Origin of the sequence: Janibacter sp. Y6, assembly GCF_040900765.1 — a bacterium.
Taxonomy (GTDB): domain Bacteria; phylum Actinomycetota; class Actinomycetes; order Actinomycetales; family Dermatophilaceae; genus Marihabitans; species Marihabitans melonis.
The window spans coordinates 351,047-374,207 of record NZ_JAKLYZ010000001.1 but is presented as its reverse complement, the minus strand read 5'-3'; the positions used below and the strand labels follow the sequence as shown (position 1 = coordinate 374,207).

Annotated in this window: 20 protein-coding genes and 3 tRNA genes; 14 read left to right on the top strand and 9 right to left on the bottom strand. The window is 73.3% G+C overall.

All coding sequences use genetic code 11. The annotated features are described in order from the left end of the window. Positions 1-34: 34 nt before the first annotated feature. The 3 genes from hemG to L6241_RS01810 all read left to right on the top strand — a co-directional run bounded on the left by hemG (position 35) and on the right by L6241_RS01810 (position 3,308). Complete coding sequence (gene hemG / locus L6241_RS01820) at positions 35-1,486, top strand: protoporphyrinogen oxidase (RefSeq protein WP_368244520.1); 1,452 nt, start codon at positions 35-37, stop codon at positions 1,484-1,486. Beyond that, positions 1,483-2,199 (top strand): hydrogen peroxide-dependent heme synthase, encoded by a 717-nt coding sequence (gene hemQ, locus L6241_RS01815; protein WP_368244519.1) that lies wholly within the window; start codon positions 1,483-1,485, stop codon positions 2,197-2,199. The genes hemG and hemQ overlap by 4 nt, the downstream gene beginning before the upstream one ends. A gap of 197 nt (positions 2,200-2,396) precedes the next feature. Further along, the gene (locus L6241_RS01810; RefSeq protein ID WP_368244518.1) at positions 2,397-3,308 is read left to right on the top strand and encodes a type IV toxin-antitoxin system AbiEi family antitoxin domain-containing protein; all 912 of its coding nucleotides are present in this window, start codon (positions 2,397-2,399) and stop codon (positions 3,306-3,308) included. A gap of 106 nt (positions 3,309-3,414) precedes the next feature. Here L6241_RS01810 and msrB read toward each other — a convergent pair whose 3' ends face one another. Continuing rightward, entirely contained in the window at positions 3,415-3,843 is a 429-nt protein-coding gene (msrB, locus tag L6241_RS01805) for a peptide-methionine (R)-S-oxide reductase MsrB (RefSeq protein WP_123091990.1), read from the bottom strand. Positions 3,844-3,943: 100 nt separating this feature from the next. Further along, positions 3,944-6,397, bottom strand: a complete 2,454-nt coding sequence (locus tag L6241_RS01800; RefSeq protein WP_368244517.1) for a lamin tail domain-containing protein — start codon at positions 6,395-6,397, stop codon at positions 3,944-3,946. Between the two features lie 163 nt (positions 6,398-6,560). Between L6241_RS01800 and L6241_RS01795 the strand changes: the two genes are divergently transcribed. Then, positions 6,561-7,643, top strand: coding sequence for a DNA polymerase domain-containing protein (locus L6241_RS01795; protein ID WP_191563810.1), 1,083 nt, complete (start codon positions 6,561-6,563; stop codon positions 7,641-7,643). Here L6241_RS01795 and L6241_RS01790 read toward each other — a convergent pair. After that, the gene (locus L6241_RS01790; protein WP_368244516.1) at positions 7,640-8,698 is read right to left on the bottom strand and encodes an ATP-dependent DNA ligase; all 1,059 of its coding nucleotides are present in this window, start codon (positions 8,696-8,698) and stop codon (positions 7,640-7,642) included. The genes L6241_RS01795 and L6241_RS01790 overlap by 4 nt on opposite strands. Positions 8,699-8,728: 30 nt before the next feature. Here L6241_RS01790 and L6241_RS01785 point away from each other — a divergent pair, with 30 nt between their 5' ends. Next, positions 8,729-9,895, top strand: a complete 1,167-nt coding sequence (locus L6241_RS01785; RefSeq protein ID WP_191563813.1) for a S9 family peptidase — start codon at positions 8,729-8,731, stop codon at positions 9,893-9,895. Between the two features lie 70 nt (positions 9,896-9,965). Here the strand turns inward: L6241_RS01785 and L6241_RS01780 are convergent, their stop codons facing one another. Beyond that, the gene (locus tag L6241_RS01780; RefSeq protein ID WP_123091874.1) at positions 9,966-10,640 is read right to left on the bottom strand and encodes a dihydrofolate reductase family protein; all 675 of its coding nucleotides are present in this window, start codon (positions 10,638-10,640) and stop codon (positions 9,966-9,968) included. Between the two features lie 51 nt (positions 10,641-10,691). On the opposite strand from L6241_RS01780, the gene L6241_RS01775 reads away from it, so the two are divergent. Then, entirely contained in the window at positions 10,692-11,687 is a 996-nt protein-coding gene (locus L6241_RS01775) for a polyphosphate kinase 2 family protein (protein ID WP_252974119.1), read from the top strand. A gap of 32 nt (positions 11,688-11,719) precedes the next feature. Here the strand turns inward: L6241_RS01775 and L6241_RS01770 are convergent, their stop codons facing one another. Further along, entirely contained in the window at positions 11,720-13,378 is a 1,659-nt protein-coding gene (locus tag L6241_RS01770; RefSeq protein ID WP_368244515.1) for an acyl-CoA dehydrogenase family protein, read from the bottom strand. A 176-nt stretch (positions 13,379-13,554) separates the two neighbouring features. Here L6241_RS01770 and L6241_RS01765 point away from each other — a divergent pair, with 176 nt between their 5' ends. The 4 genes from L6241_RS01765 (at position 13,555) to L6241_RS01750 (ending at position 14,829) form a co-directional block, all read left to right on the top strand. Beyond that, positions 13,555-14,463 (top strand): YihY/virulence factor BrkB family protein, encoded by a 909-nt coding sequence (locus tag L6241_RS01765; RefSeq protein WP_123091989.1) that lies wholly within the window; start codon positions 13,555-13,557, stop codon positions 14,461-14,463. A 104-nt stretch (positions 14,464-14,567) separates the two neighbouring features. Beyond that, positions 14,568-14,640 (top strand) — tRNA-Gly (locus L6241_RS01760). 22 nt (positions 14,641-14,662) lie between these two features. After that, positions 14,663-14,733: transfer RNA gene (locus tag L6241_RS01755), tRNA-Cys, on the top strand. Between the two features lie 24 nt (positions 14,734-14,757). Beyond that, positions 14,758-14,829, top strand: a tRNA-Val gene (locus L6241_RS01750). Positions 14,830-14,913: 84 nt separating this feature from the next. Here L6241_RS01750 and L6241_RS01745 read toward each other — a convergent pair. Then, entirely contained in the window at positions 14,914-16,083 is a 1,170-nt protein-coding gene (locus tag L6241_RS01745; RefSeq protein WP_368244514.1) for a ScyD/ScyE family protein, read from the bottom strand. Between the two features lie 211 nt (positions 16,084-16,294). Between L6241_RS01745 and L6241_RS01740 the strand changes: the two genes are divergently transcribed. Both L6241_RS01740 and L6241_RS01735 read left to right on the top strand, forming a co-directional pair. Next, entirely contained in the window at positions 16,295-17,380 is a 1,086-nt protein-coding gene (locus tag L6241_RS01740; RefSeq protein WP_368244513.1) for a LuxR C-terminal-related transcriptional regulator, read from the top strand. A gap of 89 nt (positions 17,381-17,469) precedes the next feature. After that, entirely contained in the window at positions 17,470-17,952 is a 483-nt protein-coding gene (locus tag L6241_RS01735) for a hypothetical protein (RefSeq protein WP_368244512.1), read from the top strand. A 4-nt stretch (positions 17,953-17,956) separates the two neighbouring features. Here the strand turns inward: L6241_RS01735 and L6241_RS01730 are convergent, their stop codons facing one another. From L6241_RS01730 to L6241_RS01720, 3 genes are read right to left on the bottom strand one after another with little or no spacing between them, the layout of a single operon-like run. Then, positions 17,957-18,520: a DUF6328 family protein gene (locus L6241_RS01730; RefSeq protein WP_368244511.1), complete on the bottom strand. Its 564-nt coding sequence runs from the start codon at positions 18,518-18,520 to the stop codon at positions 17,957-17,959. Then, positions 18,520-20,205, bottom strand: a complete 1,686-nt coding sequence (locus tag L6241_RS01725; protein WP_368244510.1) for an alpha-amylase family protein — start codon at positions 20,203-20,205, stop codon at positions 18,520-18,522. The genes L6241_RS01730 and L6241_RS01725 overlap by 1 nt, the downstream gene beginning before the upstream one ends. After that, positions 20,202-21,215: a TIGR03885 family FMN-dependent LLM class oxidoreductase gene (locus L6241_RS01720; protein WP_368244509.1), complete on the bottom strand. Its 1,014-nt coding sequence runs from the start codon at positions 21,213-21,215 to the stop codon at positions 20,202-20,204. Before L6241_RS01720 ends, L6241_RS01725 begins: the two co-directional genes overlap by 4 nt. An 85-nt stretch (positions 21,216-21,300) precedes the next feature. Between L6241_RS01720 and L6241_RS01715 the strand changes: the two genes are divergently transcribed. Both L6241_RS01715 and L6241_RS01710 read left to right on the top strand, forming a co-directional pair. Further along, positions 21,301-22,311, top strand: a complete 1,011-nt coding sequence (locus L6241_RS01715; RefSeq protein ID WP_368244508.1) for a chorismate-binding protein — start codon at positions 21,301-21,303, stop codon at positions 22,309-22,311. Beyond that, on the top strand, positions 22,308-23,156 hold the full coding sequence (locus tag L6241_RS01710; RefSeq protein ID WP_123091864.1) for an aminotransferase class IV: 849 nt from the start codon (positions 22,308-22,310) through the stop codon (positions 23,154-23,156). The genes L6241_RS01715 and L6241_RS01710 overlap by 4 nt, the downstream gene beginning before the upstream one ends. The last annotated feature ends 5 nt before the right edge of the window (positions 23,157-23,161 follow it).

Below are 23,161 nucleotides of genomic sequence, written 5' to 3'. Positions count from 1 at the left end.
GATCGGGTCACGCGCGGGTGGCAGAGTTGGGGGCATGGCTCGAGTCGTCGTCATCGGGGCCGGGATCGCCGGTCTGACCACCGCGGAGTCGCTCGCCGCGCGCGGGCACGACGTGCTCGTCGTCGAGGGTCGCGACCGCGTGGGCGGCGTCGTGGCGCCGGCCGAGGTCGCCGGGGTGCGCCTCGACGTCGGCGCCGAGTCCGTGCGGATCACCGACGACGCGACGGCGGCGCTGGAGCGCGTCGGCCTCGCGCAGCGCCAGGTGCGCCCCGAGCCCGTCCCCGCACAGCTGTGGGACCGCGGCCGGCTCGTGCCGCTGCCCACCCGGACCTACATGGGTGTCCCTGCGGACGCCGCGACGACCGGCGGCGTCCTCACCGAGCAGGAGCAGGAGCGGGCGGCGAAGGGGGGAGCAGCAGCCCTCGGCGAGGGGCCCGACGCCGACGTCTCCGTGGCCGCGGGCATCTCCGCCGAGTACGGCCGCGCCGTCGTCGACCGGCTCGTCGAGCCGCTCCTCGGCGGGGTCTACGCCGGTCGGGTCGACGAGCTCTCGCTCCCCTCGACGATGGGCGGGCTGTGGCAGGCCGCGCGCGAGCACGGCTCGCTCGCCGCCGGCGCCCGCGCGCTCGTTCCTCCTGCCGACCCCGCGGCGGCACCCGCTTCGGGCGCAGGCGGGGCGACCGGCCGGCGCGGACCCGCCCTGCTCGGCGTCGACGGGGGAGTCCACCAGCTGCCGCTCGCGCTCGCGGACCGGGTGCGCGCGCACGGCGGGCAGATCCGTCTCGGCACGATCAGCCGCGGCGTCGAGCGCACCGCGCAGGGCTGGCGCGTCGTCGTCGGCCCGACGACCGCGTCCGAGGCGATCGACGCGGACGCGGTCGTCGTCGCGACCCCCGCACCCGCCGCGACCCGTCTCCTGCGCGACGTCGCCCCCGGCGCCGCCGACGCGCTCGCCGAGGTCGAGACCGCCTCGATGGCCGTCGTGACGATCGCCGTGCCTGCAGGTCGGGACGGGTGGGACGACCTGCCGGGGTCGGGCTTCCTCGTGCCCGCAGTCGACGGGCGGCTCATCAAGGCGAGCACCTTCGTCAGCACGAAGTGGGCGTGGGCGGCGCAGGCGGCGCGCGAGCACGGGCTGCTCCTGCTGCGGGCCTCCGTCGGCCGCGCCGGCGACGTCACGAGCCTGCAGCGCGAGGACGCCGAGCTCGTCCGCGGTGCCCTCGCCGACGTCGCGACCGCGCTGGGTCGGCCCGTGCCGCAGGTCGCCGACAGCCACGTGCAGCGCTGGGGCGGGGGGCTGCCGCAGTACACGGTCGGCCACCGCGCCCGTGTCGCCCGCGTCGTCTCCGGGCTCGCCGACGTGCCCGGGCTCGCCGTCACCGGCGCGACCTACGAGGGGGTCGGCATCGCCGCCGTCATCGCCCACGCCCGGGCCACCGCAGACACCACCCACGACCAGCTCAGCCACACCAAGGAGATCGCATGAGCACCCGTCCGTCCCCGTCCAAGCCGTCGCGCGAGCAGCTCGAGGCGATCAACTCCTCGGTGCACTACGCGATGTTCTCCGTCTTCGCCGCGGTGAGCCCGCTCGGCGAGGACCGCGAGGGCGCGGCGGCCGAGGTCGCCAAGCTCTTCGCCGAGCTCGAGGCGGACGGGGTGCGCATCCGCGGGACGTACGACGTCGCCGGTCTGCGCGCCGACGCCGACCTCATGATCTGGTGGCACGCCGACACCATCGAGCAGCTGCAGGGCGCCTACCACCGCTTCTTGCGCACCTCGCTCGGCCAGCACCTCGAGCCCGTGTGGTCGGTCGCCGCGCTGCACCGCCAGGCGGAGTTCAACCGCAGCCACATCCCGGCCTTCATGGCCGGCGAGGACCCCCGCGCCTACCTGTGCGTCTACCCCTTCGTGCGCTCCTACGACTGGTACGTCATGGACGAGACCGAGCGCCGCTCGATGCTCGCCGAGCACGGCGCCATGGCCCGCGACTACCCGGACGTGCGCGCGAACACCATCAGCTCCTTCGCCCTCGGCGACTACGAGTGGGTGCTGGCCTTCGAGGCCGACGAGCTGCACCGGATCGTCGACCTCATGCGCGAGCTGCGCGCCTCCAAGGCCCGCCTCCACGTCCGCGAGGAGATCCCCTTTTACACCGGCCCGAGGGTCGAGATGGCCGACTTCGTCGAGCGTCTGCGCTGACGCCCCACCTGCCCCAAGTTTCTCGGGTCACCCGATAAACCCCGGCTCAGCACGAGTCCCGAACTCCTGCCGAGCCGGGGTTTGTCTTGCTCAGTGCCCTCGACGTGGTTGTCCCCAGGCACCGACCGCTCGGGAACCTCGTCCACAGCCCGGGGTCGACCACGGCGCCGACAGGGCACAGAGCGCGACCGTGACGCATGCATCTCGTCACCCCAGACATCTTCAGCAGCCTGCTCGCGATGCCGGACGGCATCTTCACCCGCCAGGACGCCCTGCGGACGGGCATGAGCGACGAGGTCCTCACCGCCGGGTGCCGCCGCGGTGTCATCGTGAGGATCTGCCGGGGCGCCTACACCCGACCCGGGGAGTGGACGAAGGGGGAGCACCGTCGCCTCCTCGCCCGGGCGGCCCTGCGGGTCTACCCGGACGCCGTCCTCGCGAGCGGCACCGCCGTCGAGGCTCATGGCGTGCCGACCTTCGAGGTGGCGGTGATCCGGACCGACATCTGCCGGCCCATCGCCCGCGAGGCCTTCACCGAGCAGCTGCGCATCCGCCCCCTTCGCCAGGAGCCGGTCGCCACGCCCTGGGGTCCGGCGGTGCCCCTGCCCGACGCGCTCGCCCAGACGGCCGTCGACCACGGGATCCCCGCCGGCGTCGCGTCGATCGACGCCGCCCTCCACGAGCGGAAGGTCTCGATGCACGAGCTCGAGGCCGTCCGAGAGGCCATGGCCGGCACCCCGCGCTCGTCCCGACTCACGTGCGCGCTCGCGTGGGCCGACGCCGCGGCCGAGTCCCTCGGCGAGAGCGTGACCCGGGTCGCCCTTCGTGGTGCGGGGCTCGAGGTGGAGTCGCAGGTGGACATCGCCGACCAGGACGGGGTCTTCGTCGGGCGGGTCGACCTGCGCATCAAGGGCACCCGGGTGCTGCTGGAGTTCGACGGCAAGGTCAAGTACACCGATGGCGGGACGGACGCCCTCTTCCGTGAGAAGAAGCGTGAGGACCGGCTCCGCGCCCTCGGCTACGTCGTCGTGCGGCTGACCTGGGCCGACCTCTTCCACACCGATCGCATCATCGCCGCCGTCACGGCAGCCCTCGCCGTCGCCGCGTGACCCGCTGAGCATGACAAACCCCGGCTTCGCACGAGTTTCTTACTGGTGCCAAGCCGGGGTTTATCGGGTCACCCGAGAAACGGGTGACGGGTGGGGCGAAGGGGGGTCAGCCCTGGGCGGGGCGCAGGGTCATGGCGATCGAGTTGATGCAGTACCGCTGGTCGGTGGGGGTCTCGTAGCCCTCGCCCTCGAAGACGTGCCCGAGGTGGCTGCCGCAGCTGCCGCAGCGGACCTCGACGCGGGGGCGGCCCGGGAGCGAGTCGTCCTGGATGTACTCGACGCGGTCCTGCGCGAGCGGGGCGAAGAAGGACGGCCAGCCGCAGTGGCTCTCGAACTTCTCCGTCGAGGTGAAGAGCTCCGCGCCGCACGCGCGGCAGGCGTACACCCCTTCGGTCGTCGTGTCGGTGTACTCGCCGGTGAAGGGACGCTCCGTGCCGGCCTGACGCAGCACCGAGTACTCGTCGGCGCTGAGCTCGGACCGCCACTGGGCGTCGTCCTTGGACACGGAGTACTGCCGGCCGGTGGGCTCCACGATGGTCTCCTTCGCGGGTCGGGGGTGGATCACATCATGCCAACGCCCTCACGCCCCAGATGTTCCCGGGGCGTGAGGGCGTCGGTGCGAAGGGGGCAGAGCCCTACTTCTTGAGGTCCAGGTGCACGACCTGCGGGTCGTGGTCGCTGTCCTGGTCGGAGAAGGCGGAATTCGTGTGGACGATGTCGTAGCGGAAGACCGGCTCGCCGTGCTTGTGCTTGCCCGGCCGCCACGGGCCGTTGACCTTCTCCCGCGTCACCAGCGAGGGGCTGAGCAGGATGTGGTCGAGGACCTGGCTGTTGCCGTCGAAGACGTAGGTCCAGCGCTCACCGGCGGGCAGGGTGCGCGGCAGGTCGGTCAGCGCCGTCGAGCCGCTGCCCTCGAGGGTGTCGACGAGGATGTCGGCGGTCGTCGAGAACTCGAAGTCGTTGACGTCGCCGGCGACGACGACCTTGGCCTGGCTGTCGGCCTCGAGCAGGTCGTCGACGAAGGAGCGCACCGCGCGCGCCTGGGCGTGCCTGTCGTCCTCGCTGGAGCGCACCGGCTGCTGCCAGCGCCCGAAGAGCGGGTCGTCGCCGCCCTTGCTGCTCAGGTGCACGGCGACGACGAAGACGCTCTCGCCGCGGTAGCGCAGCTCGGTGACGAGCGGCTTGCGCGAGCTCTCGAAGGCGGGGTTCGTCGGGTCGACGCGACCGGGTGAGGTCGTGAGGTAGGGCTCGGTCCGCTTGCCCTTGCGCCGCGTCTCGACGAGTGCCTCGTGCTCGGGGTCGCCCGCGTCGCGGGTGATGACGTCGACGTCGCGGTCGGCCCGCACGAGCAGGACGTTGCGGATGTTGCCGCCGGGCTGGCCGCCGTCGGCCTTGTCCTTCGGGTTGACCCAGTGCGCCGTGTACTGCGGTCCGCCCTGGGCGAGGATCGCCGCCGCGAGCTTGTCGGTCGTCGCGGTCGAGTCGACGGTGCCGTCGTCGACGGCGCCGTTGTCGTCCTGGACCTCCTCGACGGCGATGACGTCGGGGGAGCGCAGGTTCGTCACGACCTGCGCCGCGAGCCGGTCGAACTTCTCCTGCGGGTTCGTCGGCGCGAGGTTCTCGACGTTGAAGGACGCGACGCTCAGCTCGCGGTCACGCTGGACGGGCGCGACCTCGCGCTCCGCCGGGCCGTCGACGACCGTCGGCTGCTCCTGGACGTGGAGCTTGAAGTTGCCGAAGTCGTAGTCGAGGACGCCGGTGACGAGCCCCGGCAGGGTGTCGCCCTGGTCGGCCGCCGGGAGGGCGCCGGTGAGGTAGTCGTCGAGGATGACGCGCATCGTGTTGGGCCGGTCGTAGCCGGAGTAGACGACGCCGCCCCAGGCGGTGCGGGTGGCCTGCACGCCGCTGCCGGGCACGACGGGGAGCTCGCCGAAGGAGTTCGTCGGGCCGACGGCGGTCGCGTCGCGCACCCCGAGGCGCATGCCCTCGAGCGACTCGTAGAAGTCGATGGCGTCGCGCTCGGGCCGGAACTCGGCCCCGTCGTACTCGACGTTCTTCGGGTCTGCCGCGTCGACGCTCTGCTGCGGGGCGGTGCGGTCCTCGCCGAGGGCGACCGGGGCCGGGACGGGCGCCGTGCCGGTCACGGTCACCCGCGGGCCGACGACCTGCGTCGTCGTGAGGTTGTCCCACCCGCTGGACCCACCGGGACGGAACTCGTCGACGGCGCCGTCGACGCTCACGGTGTCGCCGACCGTCGCGGTCGGCGCCGTGCGGGTGTACACGAGGATCGCCTCGGACGTCGCGGGGTCGTCGTCCGGGGTGGTCGACTGCATCCAGAAGCCGTTGCGGCTGACCGCAATCACGACCCCTTCGACGCCGTTGACCCGCTGCCCGTCGAGCGGGGAGAGGTGAGCCGCGCCCTGGATCTGCGCGATGGTCTCGGGCTCGTCGACCGGCGGCTCCTCGCCCCCTTCGCACGTCGTCACCGGGGTCGTCGAGGACTGCGGCGTCGGTGCCCCGACGACGAAGTCGCCTGCGTTGTTATCCGTGTCGCTGCAGATGTCCCGGCGCGCGACGGACGTCGTGTTGCTCGTCGCCCCGGCCGGCGCGCCCTCGAAGGTCGTCGCCGAGCCCCAGCCGAGGAGGTCGACCTCGCCCCCGCTCGCGTCGCGCAGGACGACCCGGGCGCCGCTCGAGGACATCGGGACCGTGCCGGTCGCGTCGGGGGTGGGCAGCGCGGGGGCGGTCGTGCTCGCGCCGTCGGCCTGCTTGACGAGGTAGCGACCACCCGCGGCGATGCTGCCGCTCAGCGGCGTCGTCTGCGCGGTCGTGCCGCTCGCGGAGTAGTAGGCCAGGCTCCAGCCGCTGAGGTCGACGGCCGCGCCGGAGCGGTTGGCGAGCTCGACGAAGTCGCTGCGGAAGGGGGCGCCGGAGTTGCCGCCGCCGCCGTAGGCCTCGGAGATGACGACCGTCGTGGAGACGGCGGTGGCGCTCGGCGCGGTGACGGCGAGGGCGGCGGTGACGAGCGGGACGGCGGTGAGCGCCGCGAGCGCGCGCCGGCGTCGGGGCGAGGTGTGACGAGTGGGCACGGGGGTTGCTCCTGAGCTGGAGAGAGGGGGCGAGAGAGACGGTAGGCACCCCTGGGTGACGCCACGCCGCGTCCGGGGTAAACCTCTGGCCAAGACCAGGTCAGGACTTCGTCAGGGGGCGAAGGGGGACCGCGCTGTCCCCTCTCGCCACTACCGTGAGCGCATGGCCAAGACCCCCGCGGGCAGCGTCACCGCCGGTGAGCGCGAGGTCCGCGTCTCCAGCCCGGACCGGGTGATCTACGAGGCGACCGAGCGCACGCCGCCGATCACCAAGCTCGAGGTGTGCCAGTACTTCGCAGACGTCGGCGAGGCGATGATGCGCGCGGTCGGCGAGCGACCGACGGCGATGGAGCGCTGGCCCGACGGGTGGCGCGAGGGCATGCGCCTGGCCGTCGGCCCCCAGGACAAGGGCGCCGACGGCTTCTACCAGAAGCGGTTGCCGCGAGGCGCGCCCGACTACGTCGAGACCGTCGAGATCACCTTCCCCAGCGGACGGACCGCGGCCGAGCTGTGCCCCACCGAGCCCGCCTCGGTCGTGTGGGCCGCGCAGATGGGTGCGCTGACGCTCCACCCGTGGCCGGTGCGCCGACCCGACGTCGACCACCCCGACGAGCTGCGGATCGACCTCGACCCCCAGCCCGGCACGACCTTCGCCGACGCGCGGCGCGTCGCCGGCGTGGCCCGCGAGCTGCTCGAGGAGCTCGGCATGCGCGGCTACCCCAAGACGAGCGGCAACCGCGGCATCCACGTCTACGTCCGGGTCGAGCCGACGCACTCCTTCGAGGATCTGCGCCACGCGGCGATCGGCTTCGGGCGCGAGCTCGAGCGCCGTGACGACGGGGTGACGACGGCGTGGTGGAAGGAGGAGCGCGGGGAGCGGATCTTCGTCGACTTCAACCAGAACAACCGCGACCGCACGATCGCGAGCGCGTGGAGCCTGCGCGCCCGCCCCGGGGCGCCGGTGAGCACCCCGCTGACGTGGGAGCAGCTCGCCGAGGTCGACGACCCCGCGGGCCTGCACCTGCTGTCCGTCCCCGAGCGGCTCGCCGACGGCGACCCGTGGGCCGACATGGACGGCACGGCCCACCCCCTGGAGCCGCTCCTGCGGCTGTGGGAGGAGCTGCCCGGCGGCGAGCTGAATTTCCCGCCCGACTACCCCAAGATGCCCGGCGAGCCCCCGCGGGTGCAGCCCAGCAAGAAGGTGGCGTCGCACTGGGACGAGGACGGCAACCGGGTCGAGGGCTAGTCGAGGAGCACCTCGCCGAGGTCGTAGGCCGGTGCGCGGTCGATCTGGTCGAGGGTGCACGACTCCGGGTCGCGGTCGGGCCGCCAGCGCACGAGCTGCACGGCGTGCCGGAAGCGCCACCCCTCGAGCTGGTCGAAGGCGACCTCGACGACGAGCTCCGGGCGCAGCGGCACGTACGAGACGTCCTTGCTCGAGGAGAAGCGCGAGCGGTCGGTCTCGGCCTGCACGACCTCGCCCTCCTCGTCTCGGCGCACGTAGGGCTCGAGCTCGTCGACGAGCTCGAGGCGGCGCGCGGTCGTGAAGGCGGCGATCCCCCCGACCCCGATGAGCTGCCCCTCGTGGTGCAGCCCGAGCAGGAGCGAGCCGACGCCCTGCCCCGACTTGTGCACGCGGTAGCCGATGACGACGGCCTCGGCGGTGCGCTTGTGCTTGACCTTGATCATCGTGCGCTTGCCGGGGGAGTAGGGCGAGGCGAGCGCCTTGGCGACGACGCCGTCGAGCCCGGCCCCCTCGAAGCGGGTGAACCAGTCCGTCGCCTCGTCCGGGTCGCGGGTGACGCGGGTCAGGTGGATCGGCGCCTCGGGAGAGACCTGCGCGAAGAGCTCCTCGAGGCGCGCACGGCGCTCGGCGAAGGGGGAGGACATGAGGTCCTCGTCGCCGACGGCGAGGAGGTCGAAGACGACGACCTCGGCCGGGGTCTCCTGCGAGAGCTTCGTCACGCGCGACGCCGCGGGGTGGATGCGCTGCGAGAGCGCCTCCCACTGCAGCCGCTGGGCTCCCGGCTCGCCGGAGCGCACGACGATCTCACCGTCGAGGACGACCCGCTCGGGCAGGTGCTCCAGGCAGGCCGCGACGACCTCGGGGAAGTAGCGGGTGAGCGGCTTCTTGCCGCGGCTCGCGAGCTCGACCTCGTCGCCGTCGCGCAGGACGACGCAGCGGAAGCCGTCCCACTTCGGCTCGTAGGCGTACCCCCCGTCGACCGCGTCGGCGGCGGGCACCGCGGCGGCGGCCTTGGCGAGCATGGGGTCGACGGGGAGCGCGATGGGTTGCCTCACCTGGCCATCATGACCTGAGAGGATCGCCTCGTGAGCCCCAGCACGACCACCCGACGCGCCGCGACGTACGGCGGTGCCGCCGTGGGCGGCGCCCTGGCCGGTGCCGGCTCGGTGTGGCTCGGCGCCGCGGCCTACTTCGCCCGGCGCGTGCTCACGCCCGACCCCTACCGGCCCGACGACGCGCGGATCCGGGTGCTCCACCACGACTCGGTCACCCTCGACGCCACGCCGGAGACGACCGTGCCGGGCCTGTACGGCCTGTGGGTCGACGGCGACGGTGGCCACGTCCGGGTGGGCGAGGTCCTCGAGCACGACCATCGCCTCCAGCGGGTGCGCCGGCGGCTGGTCGGCGTCGACTGGGGCACCGCCCGACCCGGGCCGGTGCGCGTCAACGGCTACTACTACGCGCGCAACCCCCGCGAGGACCTGGGCCTGCACCACGAGGACGTCGTCGTCGACGGCGAGGTCGGGCCGATGCCGGCGTGGGTGGTGCCCAGCGAGGGAGCCGACCACTCGCGCTGGGCGGTCCTCGTCCACGGGCGCGGTGCCCGGCGCTACGAGACCCTGCGGGCCGTGCCCGCGCTGCACGCCGCCGGTCTCGACGTGCTCGTGCCGAGCTATCGCAACGACACCGAGGCCCCCCTGGGCCCCGACGGGCGCTACAACCTCGGCCTGTCGGAGTGGCGTGACGTCGAGGCCGCGATGCGCCTGGCCGTCGCCCGAGGGGCCCAGGAGATCGTCCTCGTCGGCTGGTCGATGGGCGGGGCGATCGTGCTCCAGGTGCTCGACCGCTCCGAGCTCGCCCCGCTCGTCAGCCGGGCCGTGCTCGACGGCCCGGTCGTCGACTGGGCCGACGTCCTCGCCCACCACGCCCGGCTGCACTCGGTGCCCCGGGCGGTCGGCAGCCTCGGACGCAGCCTCATGGGTCAGCGCTGGGCGCGCGGTCTCGTCGGGCTCACCGAGTCCGTCGACGTCACCCGCACCGACTGGGTGCGCCGCGCCGACGAGCTGCACCACCCGCTGCTGCTCATCCACTCCCGTGACGACGAGTTCGTGCCGGTCGGGCCCTCCGAACGTCTCGCCGCCGCCCGGCCCGACCTCGTGACCTTCGAGCCGTGGTCGCTCGCCCGGCACTGCAAGGAGTGGAACGTCGACCCGCACCGGTGGGACCGGGTCGTCGGCGACTTCGTGCGCTGAGGTCGTCCGGCGCTCGCACCGGCGCCCCACCCCGCGCCCGCACCGGCCCCGGTGCTCTGACCGCGGTGCGTCAGCGGCGCACGCGCCACAGCCCGACGAGGGTGCCGTCCTCCTCGAGGAGGTGCACCGGCTCGAGCGCGACCTCGGCGGCGGGACCGCGCAGGATCCGGGGGTGGTCCTCCGGCGACCCGACGACGAGCGAGGGCGCCCACGACAGGCCGAGCTCGTCGACCAGGCCCGCGGCGACGAGGTCGCCGGCCAGGCTCGGTCCCCCTTCGCACAGGACGTGCGGGCCGAAGGCCGCGCGGCACCGCTGCACGAGGGCCACGAGATCGACCTCGTCCTGCCCGACGTGCCACACGTGCTCGCCCTCGGGCACTCCCGAGGCCGCCACCGTGGCGAGGACGACGGTGCCGTCGCCCTCGCGGACCGATTCGGGCAGCTCGCCGCGGCGGCTGACGACGACGAGCGGTGTCGAGCGGGACCCGTACTCCTCCGCCCGGGCCGTGCCGGCACCGACGAGCACGACGTCGGCCGCCCGGCCCATCGCCCGGTACCCACGGCCGTCGGCCTCGGTGTTGATCGAGCCCGACACCCCGTCGCCGCCCGTCGCGGCGCCGTCGAGGGTGGAGACGAAGCTGAGGCGCAGCAGCTCGCCGTCGTGGGCGTAGAGCGCGTCGACGGCGGCGTCGTCGAGGGTCCCGTCGGGCAGGTCGACGTGCGGGGGAGCGATGAGGGCACGCATGGCGGCATCCTCGCAGCCCCACGGGCCCGGACCGGTGGGCATGATGGGCCGATGGCGAAGGGGTCGAAGAAGACGAGGACGTCGGCGAAGAGCGCGAAGGACGAGCGCTCGAAGGGCAAGCGCCCGAAGGGGGCGGGTCGCACGGGCTCAGGTCCGAAGAAGTCAGCTGCCGACGAGCCCGTGCAGACGACGGTGCCGAAGGGGGCACCCGTGCCCCAGACCTTCGGCGAGGCGCTGCGCGCCGGTCCGACGACACGGGTCGACGAGATCGACACGCGTGGCACGCCGGGCTTCGACGGCGACAAGGCCGCGGCTGCCGAGCTCATGCCCGAGCTCGCGGACGTCGTCAGCGAGCTGCAGGAGCGGTTGTACGCCGAGTCCAAGGGCGGCGGTCAGCGCAGCGTCCTGCTCGTCATCCAGGGCATGGACACCTCGGGCAAGGGCGGCATCATGCGCCACGTCGTCGGGGCCATGGACCCGCAGGGCGTCGCGCTCACGAGCTTCAAGGTGCCGAGCGACGAGGAGCGGCGTCACCCCTTCCTGTGGCGGATCCGGCGCGCGCTGCCGCGGCCCGGCGAGATCGGCGTCTTCGACCGCAGCCACTACGAGGACGTCCTCGTCGTGCGCGTCCACGACCTCGTGCCGCGCGCGCAGTGGTCGCGCCGGTACGGCCAGATCGCGACCTTCGAGCGCGGTCTCGTCGAGAGCGGCACGACGGTCATCAAGGTGATGCTCCACATCAGCAAGGACGAGCAGCGCGCCCGCCTCGCCGAGCGTCTCGCCCGCCCCGACAAGCACTGGAAGTACAACCCCGGCGACATCGACGAGCGCGAGCACTGGGACGAGTACATGGAGGCCTACCAGAGCGTCCTCGAGCGCACCTCCACCGAGAGCGCGCCGTGGTACGTCGTGCCCGCCGACCGCAAGTGGTACGCCCGTCTGGCCGTCATGCAGCTGCTCAAGGAGCACCTCGAGGCGATGGACCCGCGGTGGCCGGCTGCCGACTTCGACGTCGAGGTCGAGCAGGAGCGCCTCGAGCACACCTGAGCGTCAGCGGCGACCAGGCGGGACGCGCACCGTCAGCAGCGTCCGAGCGCGACGGGCGCCGCGAGCGACGCGAGACCGGGGTCGATCGACCCGAGCCCGAGACGGGCTCCCCCGCCCAGGCGTGACTCGACGAAGGCCTCGGCGAGCTCCGGTGGCGCGTACCGCGTCATGAGGCTGCCCTGGAGCACCAGGGCGAGGTCCTCGACGAGGCGCCGGGCGCCGGCCTGGGCCGCGAGCGGGTCGAGCGCGACGGCGGCGCAGGCGGTCTCGACGGCGTCGAGCGCCCGGTCGAGCGTCGACGAGGTGCCCCGCGCGACGGCGGCCTCCTCGAGGAGGGCCTTGAGGCTCGCGGGCTCGCGGCTGATCGCCCGGACGACGTCGAGCGCGTTGACGTTGCCCGAGCCCTCCCAGATCGAGTTGAGGGGGGCCTGGCGGTAGAGACGGGCCAGTCCGTTCTCCTCGACGTAGCCCGCCCCGCCGAGGCACTCCAGCGCCTCGGCGACGAGGGTCGGCGTGCGCTTGCACACCCAGTACTTGCCGACGGCGACGCCGAGGCGGGCCAGCTCGACCTCGCCGGTGTCGACCGCGTGGGCCAGCCGCATGCCGAGCAGGGTGGCCGCCTCCGACTCGAGCGCGAGATCGGTGAGCACCGAGCGCATGAGCGGCTGGTCGACGAGCAGCGCGCCGAAGGCGCGACGGTGCCGGGCGTGGTGCACGGCCCGGGCGAGGGCGGCGCGGGTGGTCGCGGCCGACCCGAGGACGCAGTCGAGACGGGTCGCGGCGACCATGTCGATGATCGTGCGCACCCCTCGCCCCTCCTCGCCGACGAGCGAGCCCCACGTGCCGTCGAGCTCGACCTCGGAGGAGGCGTTCGAGCGGTCGCCCAGCTTGTCCTTGAGGCGCTGGAGGGCGAAGGGGTTGCGCGTCTCGTCGTCGAGGACGCGCGGCACGGCGAAGCAGCTCGGCGCGTCCTGCCCGTCGGTGCGGGCGAGGACGAGGAAGAGGTCGCTCATCGGGGCCGAGCAGAACCACTTGTGCCCGGTGAGCCGGTAGGTGCGCCCGGGCAGCGGCCCGTCCGGCGCCGGCGTCGCGAGCGTGCGGTTGGCGCGCACGTCGGAGCCGCCCTGCTTCTCCGTCATCCCCATGCCGGCGACGAGCCCCGCCTTGAGCGCCGGCGCCCGCAGACCCGGGTCGTACTCGCGCGACGCGAGACCGGGCTCGTAGCGCGTCGCGAGCTCGGGGGAGTGGCGCAGCGCGGGCACGGCGGCGTGGGTCATCGTCACCGGGCAGATGTGGCCGGCGTCGACCTGCGACCAGGTGACGAAGCCGGCCGCCCGCCGTACGTGAGCGCCCGCGCCCCGTCCGGCCGCCCAGGTGCCAGCGGTGAGCCCGGCACCGACGGCGACGCGCATGAGGTCGTGCCAGGCGGGGTCGTAGTCGACCTCGTCGACGCGGTGCCCCCAGCGGTCGTGGGTGCGCAGCCGGGGGGCGTTGCGCTCGGCCCGATCCGCGAGCTCGGCCGCCTCCGCGCTGCCCGCCCGCTCGCCGAGCGCGTGCAGGGCTGCGTGGGCGTCGGCCCGCCCGGTCCCGGGGACCCAGCGCTCGACGGCCTCGATGAGGGTCGGGTCGCTGCCGTAGACGTCGACCCCGACGAAGGGGGGCGGCTGGTTCGTCACGTCGTGGGTCGGCATGGCGCGAGGATAGGGGGCCGGTCCGGTGGTCTCGAGGCACGGGCCTGGCGGCCTTCGCACCTCAACCACCGATGTCCCTTCGCCGGTCGAGGTGCGAGGGACGAGGCCAGCCCGACGAGCCGCTCCTCCCGCGTGGGTCACGCCGGTCGGGCCGTGCGGGCTCTACGGTGCAGAGCGTGAGCACACGGGTGAGGGTGCGCGACGGGCTCGAGAGCGTCCCCTTCGCCCTCGCCCTCGTCCGGCTCGTGCGCGAGACGGTCCGCATCTGCCTGCGCTACCGGGTCACCGGGCTGGCCGCGGAGGCCGGCTTCTTCGCGCTGCTGTCCCTCCCGCCGCTCGTCCTCGGGCTCTTCGGCGGGGTCGGCTACGTCGGCAGCGCGGTGGGGCAGAGCGGTGTCGACGACTTCACCGAGCGGATCGCCAGCTATGCCGGCAGCTTCCTCACCCCGCAGGTCATCGACGACCTGCTGCTGCCGACGGTCGACGAGGTCTTCCGCGCCGGGCGCGGCGAGCTGATCTCCATCGGCTTCCTGCTGTCGGTGTGGTCGGGCTCGCGGGTGCTCAACGTCTTCATCGACACCATCTCGATCATGTACGGGCAGTCCGGCATCCGCGGGATCGTGCGCACGCGGGCGATGAGCCTGTCGATCTACACCCTCGGGCTGCTCTTCGGCGTCGTCATGATGCCGCTCGTCCTCGTCGGGCCGAGCGCGATCGGCTCCCTGCTGCCCGACCCCGCGGACTGGCTCGTGGCCCTCTACTGGCCGGTCGTGTCCGTCCTCGTGCTCGCCGGTGTCACGACCCTCTTCCACCTCTCGACCCCGCAGCGCGACCCCTGGCGCCGCGACCTGCCCGGCGCCGCCCTCACCCTCGTGCTGTGGGTCCTGTCGGCCTGGCTCGTGCGCACCCTCGTCGCCGGCTCCCTCGGCGGCACCTCGATCTACGGCCCGCTGAGCACCCCGATCATCCTCATCGTCGGCCTCTACGCGATCGCGATCTCCGTGCTCGTCGGGGCCGCGCTCAACGCCGCCGTGCGCTCCCTGTGGCCCCACTCGGCGGCCGACCGGTCCATCGCGCAGGCCTGACGACGGGGGTGCGAGGACCGCCCCAGGAGTCGGTTTGGAGTTCACCGTCCGTCTGGGCTACTGTCACACCGCACGCAAGGGGCAAGGAAGCCCGGAGCGGAAGTGCGGATGTAGCTCAGTTGGTAGAGCGCAACCTTGCCAAGGTTGAGGTCGCCGGTTCGAGGCCGGTCATCCGCTCGGAAGGTTCACCGCCTCCATTGGTGGAGTGGCCGAGAGGCGAGGCAACGGCCTGCAAAGCCGTCTACACGGGTTCAAATCCCGTCTCCACCTCGACGCAGGACCTAGCAAGACCCCGGGCGATTGGCGCAGCGGTAGCGCGCTTCCTTGACACGGAAGAGGTCACTGGTTCAAACCCAGTATCGCCCACCGCAGACGAAGGGCCCCGACCACCAGGTCGGGGCCCTTCGTCATGCCACCGGGGCTCGCGCCGCCGGCGTCCCCCCACCGCGATCAGTGGTGGTGATGGTGGTGCCTCAGGGACACCTTGACGATCGACCCCGGGGCCCGGGGCGTGCCCGTCTCGAAGTCGATGTCCGCGAGCTGGCCGAGGTACATCGTGCGCCCGCTCACCTCGACGGCCAGGGGCCGCTCCATCCGGTAGGCGGCCCAGCGGTGCCTGCCGTGCACGGCCGTCACCTGGCCGCCGAAGAGCTCGGCGACGTAGAGCGTGTCGCCCTGCACCGCGAGGTTCGTCGCCCCGAGGAATCCGGAGGCGACCTTCGTCACCGCGCCGTGGTGCCCGATCGTGAAGACGGCGCCACGGGCACCCAGGCTCGGGTCCTCGGGGCCGCCGGGCAGCGAGCTCATGTAGAGCCGACCGCGCGGGCCCACCTCGACATCGGTGGGGACACCCTCGAAGGCGTAGGTCACGCCCACGGTGCAGTCGGGCAGCCCGATCGACGCGGCGATCTCCGTCGTGATGAGCAGCGGCCGGCGCGGCGCGAGGGCGAGCGTCGAGATGCGTCCTCGGCGGTCGACCCGCAGCACGGAGTTGCCCGCGGCGTCGGCGACGGCCCAGGACCCGTCGGGCAGGGCCGCGACGGCGTAGGGGTGCGACTCGACGATGCCCGTGTACGTGGCCTGGCCGCCGGTGAGCCCGCCGAAGACCTCCTCGGCGCAGGGGTTGCCGCCGGCGATGATGCCGTAGGTGACCCCCTGGTCCGGGTTGACGGTCTGCTCGAACGCGCCGAGGTCGGCGACGACGTCCGGCCGTCCCTTCGACTGGATCGTCAGGGTGCTGCGCCCGTCGGACGAGGTGCTGGCGTACGCCCACGTGCGGCCCCCCTTCGCCACGTCGACGCCGGCGATCTCGCCACCCTCGACCCGCGCGAGCACGGTCTTGGTGCCCGAGCGGGAGTACTTCGTCAGGGTGCCGAGGAAGCCGTCGGTCGCGTAGACGTCGCGCCCCTCGACGGCGAGCTGGAAGGGTGCGAGGACGCTGTCGTCGATCGTCGAGACCCAGCGCGGGTGCCCCTGGGGGTCCCCGGGGGGTCGTGCTGCGGACGTCGGCGGCGCGAGGCTCAGACCCAGGACGGCTGCCGCGGCGGCGGCGAGGACGGGTCGGAGTCCTCGACGGCGACCCGGGTGCTGGTGACGGGCTCTCAGACGGCTCGATGACATGGGCTGCTCCTCGTGACGTGGGGTCCGACCACGCGCCCGCCCTCCCCGGCGGGCTCGCCTCGCGACGGTGCTCGGATCCCATGAAGGGTCGTGCAGGCCCCCGGGGCCTGCCCATCCCCGAGCCGCGGCTTTGTCCGATTCCGCCCCGGCGGAGGGTGACCTGCCCCACAATGCTGGGGGTCCGGTGACGCCGTTCGGGAGGTGGTCGTCGATGGACAGAGATCTGGTGCGCGACCGCGTGGTGGCAGATGTCGCCGTCCTCGCGCGGGCCCAGGTCGACCTCGAGACCTTCGCGCACGAGGCGATGCAGTCGCTGCAGCGCGCGGTGCCGCACGACGGCTGGTCTCTCGGCACCCTCGACCCGGCGTCGCTCATGCCCACGGGGGTCTGCCTGCGCGAGGGCTGCGCGGTGGCCTGGTCGGCGCACGACCGCGAGTGGGCGCGTCTCGAGTACGGCCAGGACGACCCCACCTCGGTGCTCGCCATGGCGCGCTCCGGCTGCGCCGCGCTCGGCGTGCACGACGTCACCGGGGGAGACCTCTCCCGCTCACCTCGCATGCGCGACCTCATGAGCCCCGTCCTCGGCTGCGCCGACGAGCTGCGCGCGCTCGCCACCGACGGGCACCGGTCGTGGGGGGCCGTCTTCCTCTACCGGCTCCGCGGGCACTTCGAGCCGTGGGAGGTCGCGCTCGTCGAGGCCCTGTGCCCCTCCTTCGCCCGCGCGGTGCGCCGTGGGGTCCTCGGGATGTGGGCCGGTCGGCGCACGGTGACCGACGACTCCACCCCCACGATGGTCGTCCTCGACGCGCGGGGGGAGGTGGTCCTGTCCTCGCCCGGGGGCGTCGAGCAGCTCGTCTCGCTCCACCACGGCGACGGGGCCGAGGCGAGCGAGGGGCTGCTCGCGTCGCTCGCCGCGGCGGCCGCGGCGACCCGGGCGACGAAGGGGGCGCACCACCCGACGACGAGGGTGCGCCTGGCCGACGGACGGTGGTGCACGGTGCACGCGACGCCGCTGGGCTCGCCCGACGGGGACCTCGTCGGCGTGACGATCACGGAGTCGCGCCCCCGCGAGCTGCTCCCGCTCGTCGTCGACGCCCTGGGCATGACCCCGCGCGAGCGCGACGTCCTCGTGCTCGTCGTGCGGGGCGCGGACACGCGGTCGGTGGCCGAGCAGCTGCACATGAGCAGCCACACGGTGCAGGACCACCTCAAGGCGATCTTCGCCAAGGCGGGGGTGCACAGCCGCCGCGAGCTCACCGCCCTCGTCCTCGGGGACCAGCTCGACCCCGCGTGGTGAGGCCACCCTGGACAGCCGGGCTCCGCGGAGCCGATCCGTGCACCTGCGCGGATAGCCTGGCCTGACACCGTCGACAAGGGAGTGAAGCGATGACGCAGGACCCACGCCGCGAGGAGCTCGCGGCGCACGACGAGCGCGGGACCCGCGACGGCGAGACCGTCGAGGTCGCCCCCACCCACGGCCCCGAGCACGACACCGAGGTGCACCCGCACGTCTCGAAGTCCGGCGAGCGGGTCGTCATCAACACCATCGCCGGCGAGGACGGCACCGAGGCGGTCCGGGCCCAGGCCGCGGCCCTGCTCCGCGTCGTCGGCGAGGCCGGCGGGCTCACCCAGGACGAGCTCACCGAGCGCGTCCACGAGGCGATGGCCGCGACCGGTGCCGGGGACCAGCCCACGGTCGTCGCCCGCTCGGTCGCCGAGGCGATCCAGCGCGGCATCCGCTCGCGGCTGGTCATCGAGACCGACGACGGCGCCGTCCTCGGCGTCTACGACGCGCCGGCCGACGAGGTCGAGCGCGTCCACCCCAACGTCACCGACCCGGCCCACGAGGACCGACCCTTCTACACCTGAGCGATCAGGACGAGGACCGCGAAGGGGGCGGGCTGCCGGCATGACCGGCGGCCCGCCCCATCCGCATGGGCAGCATGACCCACAGGGCGAGGAAGACGGCGGCACCGACGACGATCGCGGTGACCGCGGCCGGAGTGCCGAGCAGCACCTCGACGATGAGGTAGAGCACGGCGAGCAGGCTGAGGGCGAGCGAGACCATGCCGCCCTGGGCGCACCGGTTGCCGAAGGCGACGAGCTCGCGCTTCGCGTGCCGGCGGAAGAGCAGCCGGTGCGCGCTCACCGGTGCGGCGAGCAGCGCCGTCGCGAGGAGCGCGAGGCAGAAGGCGACGAGGTAGATCACCCGGTGGTGCGGCTCGAGCACCGTGAAACGGGCCTGGAAGGGCAGGGTGAGCAGGAAGCCGGCGAGGATCTGCACGCCGGTCTGGACGACCCGCAGCTCCTGGAGGAGCTCCTCCCAGTTGCGGTCGAAGCGTTCGGTCGCCGTCTCGTCCCGCCCGTCGCCCGGGGCGACGTCCCGCCCGTCGTCGGTCCGCTCGCCGTCCGTCCGCTCGTCGTCCCCCGTCGCCATCACGCCACCCGGGTGTCCTGCGCGGAGCAGATCCGCAGCCAGAGGAAGCCGTAGCCGTCGATCGTCGTCTCGAGGACCCCCTTCGGCCCAGGCTCGATGCGACGGGGCGCGCCCGGCGTGAGCAGGTCGACGAAGGAGCACTCGTCCGGCAGGTCGGGCACGGTGACCGAGATCTCGACCGGCTCGCCGGAGAAGTTGTGCAGGGCGACCATCCGCCACTCGTCCTTGCGGCACACGTGCGCGAGGACCGAGTGCGGCGTGCCGCGCAGCACCTCGACCTGCGACCAGCCGATCTCCGGGCTCTGGCGGTAGCGCTGGATGAGCCGGGAGACGAAGCGCCACAGCGAGTCGACGTCGCCGCGCTGGTCGGCGACGTTGATCCGTTCCGGCCCCCACGGGCCCGAGGTCATCGGGCGGACCTGCTGACGCTCGGGCGCCTGGCTGAAGCCGCCCGAGGGGTCCCACTGCATCGGGCTGCGCACGGCCAGCCGGCCGGGGATGTCGAGGTTCTCGCCCATGCCGATCTCCTCGCCGTAGAAGAGCACCGGGGTGCCCGGGAGCGAGAACATCAGCGAGTACGCCATCCGGATGCGGCGCATGTCGCCGCCGAGCATCGTCGGCAGCCGGCGGCGCAGCCCGCGGTCGAAGAGCTGCATCTGCGGCTCGGGGCCGAAGGCGTCGAAGACCTCCTGCCGCTCGTCGTCGGTGAGCTTGTCGAGGGTGAGCTCGTCGTGGTTGCGCATGAAGCTCGCCCACTGGCTCTCGTCGGACAGCCGCGGGCGGGATCGCAGCGCCTTGGCCAGCGGGCGGGCGTCGTGACGGGCGAGGGAGAGGTAGGTCGCCTGCATGCCGACGAAGTCGAACTGCGTCGTCAGCTGGTCGGCGTCGGTGCCCCCGAAGAAGAGCTTCTGCTCCGGGTAGGGGAGGTTGACCTCGCCGAGCAGCATGACGTTGCCCCCGCGCCGCGAGACGAAGCGGCGCAGGCTGCGCAGGTACTCGTGCGGGTCGTAGGTGGGGAACTTCCGCTCGGACTCGGGGAGGGTGTCCTCGGCGAAGAGGAAGGGCACGGCGTCGACGCGGAAGCCGCTCACGCCCATCTGGAGCCAGTAGCCCATGGTGCGGGCGATCTCGTCGCGCACGGCGGGGTTGGCGATGTTGAGGTCGGGCTGGGTCTTGTAGAAGTTGTGCAGGTAGTACTCGCCGGTGCGCTCGTCGAGCTCCCAGATCGAGTCCTCCTGGTCGGGGAAGACCACCTGGTCGGAGGTGTCCGGGGGCGTCGAGGAGCGCCAGACGTACCAGTCGCGGTAGGGGTTGTCGGTGCTCTTGCGCGACTCCTTGAACCACGGGTGCTGGTCGCTCGTGTGGTTCATGACGAAGTCGACGATGACCCGGATGCCGCGCGAGCGGGCGAGGTGGACGAGCTCGACCATGTGGCCGGGTGTGCCGGCCCGCGGGTCCACGCCGTAGAAGTCGGTGATGTCGTAGCCGTCGTCCCGGTCGGCCGTCGGGTAGAAGGGCATGAGCCACAGGCAGGTGATCCCGAGATCGGCGAGGTAGTCGACACGCTCGGCCATGCCGGTGAGGTCGCCGCAGCCGTCGCCGTCGGAGTCGACGAAGGTCTGCACGTCGGCGCAGTAGAGGACGGCGTGCTTCCACCACAGGTCGGCGGTGTCGGTGAGGTTCACCGGGCTCCCTTCGGGTCGGGCTGGGTCGTGCCGGGTGTCGTCTCGGGGCGGGTCGGCCCCAGGTGCGGGAGCACCTGCTCGGCGAAGGTGTCGAGGTACTCGCGCTGGTCCTGCCCAACGAAGTGGAGGTAGAGCTCGTCGTAGCCGATCTCGAGGTACTCCTGCAGCCACTCGACGTGCTGACCCGGGTCGGCCGAGATGCGCACGGCCCCGGCGACGGACTCGCGGGTGACGTGCTCGCCGATGGCGTCGAAGCCCTCGACGCTGTCGACGTCCCACGCGATCGGCGGCCCGACGGTGTTGCTGCGCCACTGGTCGTGGGCGATCGCCTCGGCCTGCTCCTGCGTGGGCGCCCACGACAGGTGCACCTGCAGCCGGGCCGGGCCGCGGCCGCCGGCGTCGCGGTAGGCGGCGAGCACCTCGCGCAGGCGCTCCACCGGCTGGTTGACGGTGATGAGGCCGTCGGCCCAGTCGGCGTGGCGGGCGGCGGTCTGCGGCGTGACGGCCGGCCCAACGAGACGGGGCACGGGGTCGGCGAGGGTCCACAGCTGCGCGCGGTCGACGACGACGTGGCCGTCGTGGCTGACGACCTCTCCGCGCAGGAGCCGGCGGATGACGTCGACGCACTCGCGCAGCCGCTCGTCGCGGATCTCCTTGCGCGGCCAGCCCTGCCCGGTGACGTGCTCGTTGGCCGCCTCGCCGGAGCCGAGCGCCGCCCAGAAGCGGCCCGGGTACATCTGGCCGAGGGTCGCGATCGCCTGGGCGAGGATCGCCGGGTGGTAGCGCTGACCGGGGGCGTTGACGACGCCGAAGGGGAGGTCCGTCGTCGCGAGGGCGGCGCCGAGCCAGCTCCACGCGAAGCCCGACTCGCCCTGCCGCGCGCTCCACGGCGCGAGGTGGTCGCTCGACATCGCGGCGGTGAAGCCGGCCCGCTCGGCGTGCTGGACGTCGAGGAGGAGCTGGCGGGGGCTGATCTGCTCGTGGCTGCAGTGGTGTCCGATGACCGGCATGGGGACAACCCACCACACGTCGGCCCCGTCGTGGGGCTTAGCGGCGTGCGCCGTCCAGCCTCGGGGGCGCCCCTATGCTGCGGCGGTGGAGTACGCCCGCTTCGGCCGCCGGCTGCTCACCGACCCCGTGGCGGTGAGCACCGACCTCGCCGACCTCGACGACGGCGGCCAGTGGGCGGTCGTCGTGACCTTCGAGGGCGAGGTGACGGCGGTCCGCTTCGCCCGGGCGGAGCAGACCTCCGACGCCCCGGCCACGGGTCCGTGGGTCCCGCCCGGTCGGTGGTCGTCCTCGATGTCGAAGGGGGAGTACCTCGCCGGGGTCGAGCGTGTCCGCGAGCACGTCGCGGCCGGCACGGTCTACCAGGTCAACCTCTGCCGGGTCCTCACGGCGCCCCTGGCGCCGCAGGCCCACCTCCCCGCCCTGGCGGCGGTGCTCGAGGAGGGCAACCCCGCCCCCTTCGCCGGGCTGGTCCACGTGCCCTCCGCCGGGCTCGACGTCGTGTGCGCCTCGCCCGAGGCCTACCTGCTGCGCGACGGCGATCGGGTGGTGAGCCGCCCGATCAAGGGGACCGGGCGGGTGCCCTCGGACCTCGGGGCGAAGGACCACGCCGAGAACGTCATGATCACCGACCTCGTGCGCAACGACCTCAGCCACGTCGCCGTCCCCGGCACGGTCGACGTCGAGGCGCTGTGCGCGCTCGAGGAGCACCCGGGTCTGCTCCACCTCACGAGCGACGTCACGGCCCGGCTGCGACCGGGTGTCGGGTGGGCCGAGCTCGTCGGGGCGACCTTCCCGCCCGGGTCGGTGAGCGGTGCGCCCAAGTCCTCTGCGCTGCAGGTGATCCGCGAGCTCGAGCCGGTCCGCAGGGGTCCGTACTGCGGCGCGATCGGGTGGGTCGACGCCGACGCGGGACGGGGGGAACTCGCGGTGGGCATCCGCACGTTCTACGCCGAGCAGGGGCCCGCCGGGCGCGTCCTGCGCTTCGGCACGGGCGCCGGCATCACGTGGGGGTCGGACCCGGGCCAGGAGTGGCGCGAGACCGAGCTCAAGGCGGGCAGGCTCGTCGGTCTGTCATCTGGAAGAGTTGGGGTATGAGCATGGGTGTCACGGTCTGGGTCAACGGCGAGCTCGTGGACGGGGGGCAGGCATCTCTCACCGCGCTCGACCACGGTCTGACCGTCGGTGACGGGGGCTTCGAGACGTGCAAGGTCGTCGACGGGGTCGTCTTCGGGCGCACCCGTCACCTGCGCCGGCTCGAGCGCACGCTCGAGGGCCTCGGGCTCACGGGCTTCGACGCCGACCACCTCGACGAGGGGGTCGAGGCGGTGCTCGCCGCCGGCGGCCCCATGCCGCTGGGCCGGCTGCGCTGGACGGTGACCGGGGGAGTCGGGCCGCTCGGATCGGACCGCTCGGACACCCCGCTCACCTACGTCGTGGGTCTCGTGCCCGCCTCGCCGCTGCCCAGCCACGCCCACGTCGCGACCGTGCCGTGGACCCGCAACGAGCGCGCGGCGACCGCGGGGCTGAAGACGACGTCGTACGCGGAGAACGTCATCGCGCTCGCCCGGGCGAAGAGCCAGGGCGCCGACGAGGCGATCTTCCTCAACACCCGCGGCGAGCTGTGCGAGGGCACGGGGTCGAACGTCTTCGTCGTCCGCGACGGCGTCGTCCTCACCCCGCCGCTCGAGTCGGGCTGCCTGGCCGGCATCACCCGCGCCGTGACGATCGAGTGGTGCCGTGAGGCCGGTCTCGAGGTCCGGGAGGAGACCCTGCCGGCGGACGCGATGGAGACGAGCGACGAGGCCTTCCTCACGAACACGATGCGCGACGTCCAGCCGATCGCGACCGTCGACGGACGTGCGCTGGCCACGCAGACCCCGGTCACCGACCAGGCGGCGGCGATCTTCGCGACCCGCTCCGCCGAGCGGATGGACCCGTGACCTCG

What these genes read in the sequence shown, in the direction of transcription:
- hemG (WP_368244520.1), top strand. Translation starts at nt 35, where the DNA reads ATGGCTCGAGTCGTCGTCATCGGGGCCGGGATCGCCGGTCTGACCACC.
- hemQ (WP_368244519.1), top strand. Translation starts at nt 1,483, where the DNA reads ATGAGCACCCGTCCGTCCCCGTCCAAGCCGTCGCGCGAGCAGCTCGAG.
- L6241_RS01810 (WP_368244518.1), top strand. Translation starts at nt 2,397, where the DNA reads ATGCATCTCGTCACCCCAGACATCTTCAGCAGCCTGCTCGCGATGCCG.
- L6241_RS01795 (WP_191563810.1), top strand. Translation starts at nt 6,561, where the DNA reads ATGGCCAAGACCCCCGCGGGCAGCGTCACCGCCGGTGAGCGCGAGGTC.
- L6241_RS01780 (WP_123091874.1), bottom strand. Translation starts at nt 10,640, where the DNA reads ATGCGTGCCCTCATCGCTCCCCCGCACGTCGACCTGCCCGACGGGACC.
- L6241_RS01775 (WP_252974119.1), top strand. Translation starts at nt 10,692, where the DNA reads ATGGCGAAGGGGTCGAAGAAGACGAGGACGTCGGCGAAGAGCGCGAAG.
- L6241_RS01770 (WP_368244515.1), bottom strand. Translation starts at nt 13,378, where the DNA reads ATGCCGACCCACGACGTGACGAACCAGCCGCCCCCCTTCGTCGGGGTC.
- L6241_RS01745 (WP_368244514.1), bottom strand. Translation starts at nt 16,083, where the DNA reads ATGTCATCGAGCCGTCTGAGAGCCCGTCACCAGCACCCGGGTCGCCGT.
- L6241_RS01740 (WP_368244513.1), top strand. Translation starts at nt 16,295, where the DNA reads ATGGACAGAGATCTGGTGCGCGACCGCGTGGTGGCAGATGTCGCCGTC.
- L6241_RS01735 (WP_368244512.1), top strand. Translation starts at nt 17,470, where the DNA reads ATGACGCAGGACCCACGCCGCGAGGAGCTCGCGGCGCACGACGAGCGC.
- L6241_RS01730 (WP_368244511.1), bottom strand. Translation starts at nt 18,520, where the DNA reads ATGGCGACGGGGGACGACGAGCGGACGGACGGCGAGCGGACCGACGAC.
- L6241_RS01720 (WP_368244509.1), bottom strand. Translation starts at nt 21,215, where the DNA reads ATGCCGGTCATCGGACACCACTGCAGCCACGAGCAGATCAGCCCCCGC.
- L6241_RS01710 (WP_123091864.1), top strand. Translation starts at nt 22,308, where the DNA reads ATGAGCATGGGTGTCACGGTCTGGGTCAACGGCGAGCTCGTGGACGGG.